Here is a 9,730-nt window from a genome sequence, read left to right as displayed (position 1 = left end):
CCCTCCGGGGGTGCACCCCCTCGCCGCCGGGGCGCCGGGCACCCGGGGGCGGGCGGCGGGCACCCCGGCGGCGGGCGGCGGGCACCCCGGCGGCGGGCGGCGGGCACCGGGCACCGGCGCTGAGCACCGCACACCGGGCGCGGGCTGGGCGCGGGGCGCCGAGGGGCTTTGAGGGGGTGTACCCCCGGAGGGGGTACATCTCCTTTTTCCCTTTTCAAGGGTCAGTTGCGGACTACCTCGACGGGGTCGGTCAGGGCCAGGGCGATAGCTGATCGGTGGGGTGGGAGGGCTTCGACGGCGGCATCGGTCTGGGTGTTGAGATTGCCGACGACGGTGCGGAGCTGGGTGATGCCCGCGGTGAGTTGAGCTATGGCGTCCAGGAGCTGGGCGCCGCCCTGTTCGGCCAGGCGGGGGAGGTCGGCGGCGAGTTCGGCGCCTCGGCCAAGCTGCGCGCTCGCTTCGCGGAGGCGGGTGACGACGGTGCGAAGGAGGGTGCCGAGATCGGTGTCGGGGTCGACGGCACCGCCGACGAGTTCACCGAGACCGGTGAGCTGAGTCCCGGCCTGGGCGGCGACTCCGCGCAGCCCCTCGAGCTTCGCGATGATCTCGACCAGCGCCGGGTCGTCGGCGAAGGGCAGGGCGCGCAGCAGGGGCAGGACCTGGTCGAGCCCGGCGCCGACGGTGGCGGCGGTGCCCTCCACCTGCGCGATGGTGACGCCGGTGGTGTCCAGCGCACCGGCCAGCTGATCGGCCTGCGCCGCCGCCCCGTCGACGGTGTCGTTGAGCAGCGCGACGGCGGAGGTGAGCGAAGCGGCCCCGGTCTTCGCGAAGTCGAGGAAGCCGAGCAGCTGCTCCGCACCACCGCTGAACTGCTCGGCCCCGCCCGCCGCCGCGTCCACCCCGGCATTCAGCAGCTGCGCGGTGAACTGCACCCCGGTCATCCGGCTCCGCGCGTCGGCGGTGGCGGCCAGCGCCGCATCCACCCCCGCCGCCCCGATCCGGTGCGTCACCAGATCGACCGCACCGTCCACGAAGGCGGATTCGGCGTCGGGGTGCGAGCGCACGTTCAGCGTCGCCCGGTGCGGGGCATCGGTGGCCAGCGTGGCCATGGCGTCGGTCAGGTCGGCGGGCAGCGTGATCACCGCGGCATACGCCCCCGCCTCCACCGCATCGGGCGCGACCGCGGTCCAGCTGTACCCACCACCGTCCCGCCCCAGCTGCTCGGCGATCTTCGCCCCGGTGGGGCCGGTATCGGCATTGATAAGGGCGATGCCGGTGGGCGCGGAATCGGTGAAAGCGCAGCTGACGGCGGTGCCCGCGAGCACGGCGGCCGCGAGCGGCAGGGGGAGGCGGAAGATCTTCACGGGCCCCGACCGTAGCCGGCGAATTTGGCGGTACCGCCCCGGAAACTCTGAGAGTTCAGTGAGGCGGCCGCGGCGGCAGATCCAGCACCAGCCGCACCCCGCCCAGCACGCCGTCGTCGAAATACGCCCGCCCCCGGTGCAATCGAGCCTGCTGCGCCACCAGTGCCAGCCCGAGCCCGGAGCCGCCCTTGCCCGCCGCGCTGCCCCGGAAGAAGCGCGCGAACACCCGCTCGCGCTCCGCCTCCGGCAGCCCGCTGCCGTTGTCGTCCACGGTCAGCACGATGTGCCCGTCCGCCCGCCGGTGCGCCGCGACCAGCGCCTCGGTGGCCCCGCCGTGCCGGACCGAGTTGGCCAGCGCGTTGTCCACCGCCAGCCGGAGCCCGGCGGGCAGCCCGGTGGTGACCAGCTCGGCATCGGTCTCGATCCGCACCGTCAAGCCGGGGAAGTGCCGCATGGCGTCGTGCGCGGCCTGGTCGCAGAGCTCGGCCACGTCGGTGGGCACGTGGTCGCGGTCCTGCACCAGGTCGCCGGTGGCCAGCCGCTCCAGCGCGGCCAGCGTGGTCTCCACCCTGGTCTGGCCGCGCTGCAGGTCGGCGAGGATCTCGGCGCGCTGGGTCTCGTCCAGGTCGAGGGTGCGCAGCACCTCCAGGTCCGTGCGCATGGCGGTGAGCGGGGTGCGCAGCTCGTGCGCGGCGACGGCGGCGAAGTCGCGCGCGGTCTCCAGTGCGGCGGCGGTCTCGGCCTGCGCCCGGTCCACCCGCTGCAGCATGGTGTTCACCGCGTCGGCCAGCTTCTCCGCCTCGTGCACGCCGCGCGCGGCGACCGGGTGCGCGGCGTCCGGGTCAGGGAAGGCGCTGCGCGCGCTGACCTGCCCGGTGAGCCGGGTGATCGGCCGCACGGCGGCCCCGGCGAGCAGCCAGCCGAGCGCGGCGGCGGCCGCGATGGCCAGCAGTGCGCCGCCGAGCACCCAGCGCTGTTGCTGCGCGGTCAGCTCCGCGGCGTCGGCGGCCGGGATGCCGATCGCGACGACCCGGCCCGCAGGCTGGTTCGTGGAGGTGGTCAGCACCCGGTAGGGCACCCCGCCGACCTCCTCGGTGCGCGAGCCCAGCGGTAGCTCGGGCAGTTGCGGCGGGCTGGCCGCGGTGACGGTGCCGCCGTCCCGCACGGTCACCGACAGCTCGGCGCCGAGCCCCATCAGCCCGAGGAAGTTCACCGCGACCACCGGCTCGATCAGGATGATCCTGGAGGCGATGCCGAGCTGCTGGTCGATCTGCTGCAGGTTGTTGCGCTCGATGGCGCCGAGGCTGATCAGGCTGATCAGCGTCACCACCACGACGGCGCCCGCGGCGGCCGAGCCCGCGACCCGGGTGCGCAGCGAGAAGGAGCGTCTCACCGGGGCGGGCGCAGCACGAAGCCGACGCCGCGGATGGTGTGCAGCAGCCGCGGCGTGCCGTCGGCCTCCAGTTTGCGGCGCAGGTAGCCGACGAAGACGTCGACCACATTGGTGTCGGCGACGAAGTCGTACCCCCACACCAGCTCCAGCAGCCGCTCCCGGCCGAGCACGACGCCGGTGTTCCTGGCCAGCGTGGAGAGCAGCTCGAATTCCCGCTTGGTCAGCTCGACCTCGGCGCCGTGCAGCAGCGCGCGGTACCCGGCCACGTCCACCTCCAGCGGCCCGATGGTGATGGCGCCGGGCGCGGAGGGGACCACCGGGTCGGTGCGGCGGCGCAGCAGCGCGCGGATCCTGGCCACCAGCTCGGCCAGCACGAAGGGCTTGACCAGGTAGTCGTCGGCGCCGGACTCCAGCCCGGAGATCCGGTCGTCGACCGAGGCGCGGGCGCTGAGCACGCAGATCGGCACCTCGTTGCCCATGGCGCGGAGCGCGGTCACCACCCCGGCGCCGTCCAGCACCGGCATGTTCATGTCCAGCACGATGGCGTCCGGGGTGTGTTCGCTCACGCTGCGCAGCGCGAGCGCGCCGTCCCTGGCCACCAGCACCTGGAAGCCGGAGAGGCGCAGTCCGCGCTCCACCGATGCGAGCACATCCTCGTCGTCGTCCACCACGAGCACAGTCGGGGAACTCATAGCCTCATTCTCCACGGACAGCAGAACGGCCGGGTCCCGCGGGACCCGGCCGTCGCTGTGCATCAGTACTGCGAGCAGGTGTCGGCGACACGCTGCAGGACTCCGGCGAGCTGCTGGGTGCGCGGGTCGTTCTGCGCCTCCTGTGCGGCCTCGGGGTTCTCGTCGATGGCGCGCTGCAGCTCGGCGCGGCGCTGCTCGACCGGGACGTCGAAGCGCGCGGCCAGCTCGGCCTTCTGCTCGGGGTAGGAGTCGAGCAGCGCGGCGACCTGCGGCGCCTCCTTGTGCAGCGCGGCGTCCACCTGGGCGAAGCTGCAGTCGGAGGCCAGCAGCGGCTCGGCCAGCTGGTCCAGCGGAGCCGCCGAGGCCGCGCCCGACGAGAGCAGGACGCCGACGGCGGCGATCCCGCTCGCGGCGAAGGAGGCGACGATGGGGCGACTGCGGAAGGACTTCATGTGTAGCTCCAGATCATCGGAGGTGCGCCGCCCTCGCGGACGGCGATCACCCGAAGGGTATTGCCGTGAACTGGCATGCCCATGAAGCGTCTCTGTGGAAACTGTGAGGACCGATTGTCGCGAAATCGTAAAGTGCGCTACTCGCCGGTGGGGAAGGTCAGCCGGACCCGGTCCTCGAACGCGGTGAGCACCGCCGGATCCTCGATCGTCGCGGGCATCTCGACCTCTTCCCCGGCGGTGATCTGCCGGATCGTGCGCCGCAGGATCTTCCCGGACCTGGTCTTCGGCAGCGCCGTCACCACCACGACGCCGTGCAGCGCGGCGATCGCCCCGATCTGCTCGCGCACCCGGGCGATCAGCGCGGCCTCCAGCTCCTCCGGATCGACCTCGACCCCGGCCTTGAGCACCACGTAGGCCAGCGGCCGGTGCCCCTTGAGCTCGTCCGGCACCCCGACCACCGCGCACTCCGCCACCGCCGGGTGCCTGGCGACCGCGGCCTCGATGCTGCCCGCGGAGAGCCGGTGCCCGGCCATGTTGATCACGTCGTCGCTGCGGCCGAGCACGAAGAGGTAGCCGTCCTCGTCGAAGTAGCCGGAGTCGCCGGTCAGGTAGTGGCCGGGGAAGGCGGCGGTGTAGCTGCGGTCGAAGCGCTCGTCGTCGTTCCAGAGCCCGGTCAGCGTGCCCGGCGGCAGCGGCAGCCCGATGACGATATTGCCCTCGGTGCCCGCGGGCACCGGGTTGCCGACGGCGTCGAGCACCCGGATCCGGTAGCCGGGCACCGGCACGCTCGCCGAGCCCGGCTTGATCGGCAGCTGCTGCAGCCCGAGCGGGTTGGCGCAGATCGGCCAGCCGGTCTCGGTCTGCCACCAGTGGTCGACCACCGGGCAGTCGGGGCGGTCGGCGAGCAGCACGTCGGCGGCCCACTCGTAGGTGGCCGGGTCGAGCCGCTCGCCCGCGCAGAAGAGCGCGCGCAGCCCGGAGAGGTCGGAGCGGTGCGCCAGCGCGGCGTCCGGGTCGGCCCTGCGGATGGCGCGCAGCGCGGTCGGCGCGGTGAACAGCACCCTGACCTTCTGCTCCTGCACGATCCGCCAGAACACCCCGGCGTCCGGCGTGCCGACCGGCTTGCCCTCGTACATCAGCGTGGTCGCGCCGACCAGCAGCGGCGCATAGACGATGTAGGAGTGGCCGACAACCCAGCCGACGTCGGAGGCGGCCCACATCACCTGCCCGGGGCCCACGTCATAGATATTGCGCATGGACCAGGTGAGCGCGACCGCGTGCCCGCCGTTGTCCCGCACGACGCCCTTCGGCTTCCCGGTCGTGCCCGAGGTGTAGAGGATGTAGAGCGGGTCGCTCGCCGCGACCGGCACCGGGTCGGCGGCCGGGGCGTCGCGCACCGTCTCCTCCCAGTCCAGCCAGCGCACCGCGCCCGCGGGCTCGTCGCTGAAATCTTTGGCCGGACCCCACTGCGGCCGCTGCTTGACGATCACCGGCGCGCTGGAACCGGCCAGCTCCAGCGCCCGCTCGACCATCGGCAGGTAGTCGATGTTCCGGGTCGGCTCCAGCCCGCCCGAGGCGGTGATCAGCAGCACCGGCTCGGCGTCGGAGATCCTGGCGGCCAGCTCCGGCGCCGCGAAGCCGCCGAAGACCACCGAGTGCACCGCGCCGATCCGGGCGCAGGCCAGCATGGCGACCACGGCCTCCGGGATCATCGGCAGATAGATCACGACACGATCGCCCGCCCGCACCCCGAGCCCGGCCATGGCGCCCGCGAAGCGCGCCACCCGGTCCAGCAGCTCGGTGAAGGTGAGCGTCCTGGTCACCAGCTCGCCGGGTTTGGTCATCGAGGAGACGTGGATCAAGGCGGGTAGATCACCGCGGCCCGCCGCGATGTGCCGGTCGATGGCGTTCACCGAGGTGTTCACCGTGGCGTCCGGGAACCATCTGGCCACGGGGCGGTTGGCGGGCTCGACGATCTTGCCGGGCGGGACCTCCCACTCGACGTCCTGGGCGGCCGCCGCCCAGAACTCCGCGGGATCCACCAGGCTGGTCTGGTAGACCGGCCGATATTCGTGTTCGGTGCTCACCGGTGCTCCCTCGTTCGCCTGTCCTGCGATGTCTACTCGGTGACCTTCCGCTCGGCTGCACCCGCCTCGATAGATCAGCACGATTGTGGCAGACTTCACGCGACGCCCGGACGGGTGCCGCGACCTCCGGTTTTGCCTGGAACAGGCAATTCCAGGTCCGTTCCCGTAGACGGCGTCACCCGAGACGTTATTGATCCGTTAGAATCCGATGTCACTTGTTTGGGCCGTCGCAGACGCAATTTCTCGGCCAGCCGCACCTCTCGGCCAGCTCCACTTGTCGAGCCAAGCACGCGATTGTGGAGGTTCGCCGATGGTGCGTGGCGGAGGCCAGTTTGGAAAGTGAGTGGGAGATGCGTGACGCCGCTAGGTCCGGCAGGAAGCGCTGGGCGCTCGGCAACTGGGACCTGCGCTGGAAGGTCACGGCCGTGCTCGCCGTGCCGCTGGCGGTCGCGGTCGGTCTCGGCGTATCGAGGATCACCTCGGAGTTCTCCGAGGCCAATCGGCTCGCCGGGGTCGCCGAGAACGTGACCGCGATTCCGGCCGTCACCGGCCTGAGCGCGAACGTCGCGACCGTCGTCGGTTCCCAGATGGTGTCGCTGATGCCCGGCTCGTCGGTGGTCACCGATCAGAACCTGGCCGACCTCGGCAAGGCGATCGGCGAGGCCGAGGGCGCCGCGGGCAGCCTGGACGGCGTCGCCGGTGCCCGCGCGGCGCTGGACAGCATGATCAACGACGCCAAGGCCGTGCAGACCCAGGGCAAGTCGCCGACGCTGCAGTACTCGGACGGGCTCGGCGTGATCGACCGGGTCCGCAACAACAGCATCCGGATCGTGGAATCGGCCGTCGGCCAGGTCAGCGACCCCGGCGTGGACCAGGCCAAGCTGCGGCTGGTCGACTCGCTGAACACCCGCGCCACGCTGGTCACCGAGCTGGCGGGCTTCGCCGAGGTGCTGCGCGACCGGGAAGCCGGTGTGCAGGCCTTCCTCACCGGCGCCGCCGCCGAGCGGCAGCTGCTGAACGTGCTCGCCAACCGCTTCCCGGCGGGCGACACCTCGATCGCCGACCTGCGCGCGGGCATCGACACCCGCACCGAGCTGCTCACCGGCCCCGCGGCCACGGCCGGTCAGCTGCCCATCGGCGAGCTCAAGAACTCGCTCACCGGCAGCCTCGACGTCTACGAGCGGGTGGTCGCCAAGGCCACCCGGGACATCGACACCGCGATGAACTCGCTGGCCTCGACCGCCAACCGGGACGCCTTCACCTACACCGCCGTCGTCATCGCGACCATCCTGGCCGCGCTGCTGCTCGCCGTGTTCGTCGCGCGCTCGATGATCGTGCCGCTGCACCGGCTGCGGCTGGCCGCGCTGCGGGTCGCGGAGAGCGACCTGCCGCACGAGGTCGCCCAGCTCCGCAACGGCGCCGCCCCCGAGGATGTGCCGCTGGAGCCGATGCCGATCCGCAGCTCCGAGGAGATCGGCCAGCTGGCCCGCGCCGTCGACGACATCCACGGCCAGGCGCTGCGCCTCGCGAGCGACCAGCAGGCGATGCGCGCCCAGGTCAACGACATGTTCGAGACCCTGGCCCGGCGCTCCAAGTCGCTCGTCGACCACCAGCTGAGCCTGATCGAGGCGATGGAGTACGACGAGAAGGACCCGCGGCTGCTGGAGAACCTCTTCCGGCTCGACCACCTCGCCGCCCGCATGCGCCGCAACGGTGACAACCTGCTCATCCTGGCGGGCACCAAGCAGCGCAGGGCCAAGTCGGCCCCGGTCGAGATCGCCGACGTGCTGCGCGCCGCCATCTCCGAGGTGGAGGACTACGAGCGGGTCAAGCTCGGCGCCACCCCGCGCGGCTCGCTCAAGGAACCCGCCGCCTCCGACCTCGCGCACCTCTTCGCCGAGCTGCTCGACAACGCGCTGCGCGCCTCGCCGCCGGAGACCGACGTCAAGTTCACCTTCGCGCAGGCGCACGACCAGGGGCTGCTGATCGAGGTCGCGGACCGCGGCATCGGCATGCCGCCGCCGGAGATGGCCGAGATCAACCGCAAGCTGGAGAAGACCGCGGAGCCCGGCCCGGACACCGCCCGGCACATGGGGCTGTTCGTGGTCGGCAGGCTGGCCGAGCGGCACGGGCTGACCGTGCGGCTGCGGCCCACCTTCGACACCGCGCGCGATCCAGGCGTGACCGTGACCGTGCACGTCCCGGTCGGGCTGATCGTCTCCGGGCAGGCCGTCAAGGCCGCGCCCGCGGTGCCGTCGCCCGGCCAGCCGCAGCGGCCGCAGCCCGCGGCGCCCGCCGCCCCCGCGACGCCCGCCGCGCCGATGCAGACCCGATCGATCCAGCGGACAACGGGAGGAAACGTCATGGTGACCGTTGATCCCGGGGTCAGCGGGCCGATCTCCGCCGGCTCGGGCAGCGGTGCGCCGCCCGCGGCCGCCGGTGCCGGTGGCGGGCTGCCACAGCGGCAGCCGGGCAATGCCATGGCCAAGGCGAGCGGGCCGTCGGGTGGGGCGAGCCTGCGCTCGGCCTCCGAGGCGGCGCCCGCGGCCGGGTCCGGGACCACGCCGCAGCGGGGCAAGTTGGCGGCCGCGAACCTGCCGAAGCGGAATGTCGGCGGTGCGCAGCCGGGGAGCCCGCAGGGTGCGCCCGGTGGTACGCCGCCGCGGGCGCCCGCGGCGAACGGGACCGGTGGGTTGCCGCAGCGTCAGCCGGGTGCCAACGGTGCGCCCGCGGCCGCCGGTGGGTTGCCGCAGCGGCAGCCCGCGGGCAACGGTGTCCCCGCGGGTGACGCGGCGCCGTCGTCCGGGCCGGTGAACCTGGCGGGTGCGCCCGCCGAGCCGCGGACCGAGCGGCCGGGCGGGTTGCCGCAGCGGCAGCCGGGTGCCTCGGGTGCCCCGCGGCCCGCGCCCGGGATCTCGCATCCGGGGACCGGCGCCGTTCCGCAGCGCCGCCCCGGTGCGGAGGCGCCCTCCGGGCTGCCGCAGCGGGAGCCGCGGGAGACGCCGCTGCCCGCGCGCGAGGTGCCGCTGGCGTCCAGGGAGACCGGGTTGCCGCAGCGGCAGCCCGGCGCGCAGGGTCCCGCCGCGCGGGATGGCGGTCTGCCGCAGCGCGGTGCCGACGGTCCGGCGCGCGACGGTGGGCTGCCGCAGCGCGGGACCGGGTTGCCGCAGCGTGGAGAGGTCGGGCCCGGCGGTCGCGAGGGCGGGTTGCCGCCGCGCGACGGGCTCGTCGGCCGCGACGGTGGGCTGCCCCAGCGGGGCGAGAACGGCTCGCCGTCCGGCGGGTTGCCGCAGCGCGGGGAGAACGGTCTCCCGCAGCGCGACGGCGGTCTCCCGCAGCGCGGCGAGGGTGGTCTCCCGCAGCGCGGTGAAGGTGGCTTGCCCCAGCGCGGCGAGAACGGTCTGCCGTCTCGCGACGGTGGCCTACCGCAGCGCGGTGAGGGCGGTCTCCCGTCTCGCGACGGTGGTCTGCCCCAGCGCGGCGAGGGCGGTCTGCCGTCCCGCGACGGTGGTCTTCCGCAGCGGGGCGAGAACGGTCTGCCGTCCCGCGACGGCGGCCTGCCCCAGCGTGGGGAGAATGGCCTACCCCAGCGGGGCGAGAATGGTCTGCCGTCCCGTGACGGCGGCCTGCCGCAGCGCGGGGAGAACGGCCTACCCCAGCGGGGCGAGAATGGTCTGCCGTCCCGTGACGGCGGCCTGCCGCAGCGCGGGGAGAACGGCCTACCCCAGCGGGGCGAGAACGG

The 9,730-nt window shown here is 73.5% G+C and carries 6 protein-coding genes; 1 reads left to right on the top strand and 5 read right to left on the bottom strand.

The genetic code is table 11. The features are described 5' to 3' along the window. Positions 1-221 precede the first annotated feature (221 nt). The 5 genes from ACFUUZ_RS26340 to ACFUUZ_RS26320 all read right to left on the bottom strand — a co-directional run bounded on the left by ACFUUZ_RS26340 (position 222) and on the right by ACFUUZ_RS26320 (position 5,988). Complete coding sequence (locus ACFUUZ_RS26340) at positions 222-1,364, bottom strand: hypothetical protein (RefSeq protein ID WP_378700723.1); 1,143 nt, start codon at positions 1,362-1,364, stop codon at positions 222-224. A gap of 55 nt (positions 1,365-1,419) precedes the next feature. Then, the gene (locus ACFUUZ_RS26335) at positions 1,420-2,757 is read right to left on the bottom strand and encodes a sensor histidine kinase (RefSeq protein ID WP_378700721.1); all 1,338 of its coding nucleotides are present in this window, start codon (positions 2,755-2,757) and stop codon (positions 1,420-1,422) included. After that, the gene (locus ACFUUZ_RS26330; RefSeq protein WP_378700719.1) at positions 2,754-3,449 is read right to left on the bottom strand and encodes a response regulator transcription factor; all 696 of its coding nucleotides are present in this window, start codon (positions 3,447-3,449) and stop codon (positions 2,754-2,756) included. The genes ACFUUZ_RS26335 and ACFUUZ_RS26330 overlap by 4 nt, the downstream gene beginning before the upstream one ends. 62 nt (positions 3,450-3,511) lie before the next feature. Then, positions 3,512-3,901: a hemophore-related protein gene (locus ACFUUZ_RS26325; RefSeq protein WP_378700717.1), complete on the bottom strand. Its 390-nt coding sequence runs from the start codon at positions 3,899-3,901 to the stop codon at positions 3,512-3,514. Between the two features lie 137 nt (positions 3,902-4,038). After that, positions 4,039-5,988: an AMP-binding protein gene (locus ACFUUZ_RS26320; RefSeq protein ID WP_378700715.1), complete on the bottom strand. Its 1,950-nt coding sequence runs from the start codon at positions 5,986-5,988 to the stop codon at positions 4,039-4,041. A 350-nt stretch (positions 5,989-6,338) separates the two neighbouring features. Here ACFUUZ_RS26320 and ACFUUZ_RS26315 point away from each other — a divergent pair. After that, the coding region (locus tag ACFUUZ_RS26315) for an ATP-binding protein (protein WP_378700713.1) at positions 6,339-9,730 on the top strand (3,392 nt) is incomplete at its 3' end.

The organism is Nocardia sp. NPDC057353, from assembly GCF_042667085.1.
GTDB lineage: Bacteria > Actinomycetota > Actinomycetes > Mycobacteriales > Mycobacteriaceae > Nocardia.
This window is presented reverse-complemented; position numbering and strand designations above follow the sequence as displayed.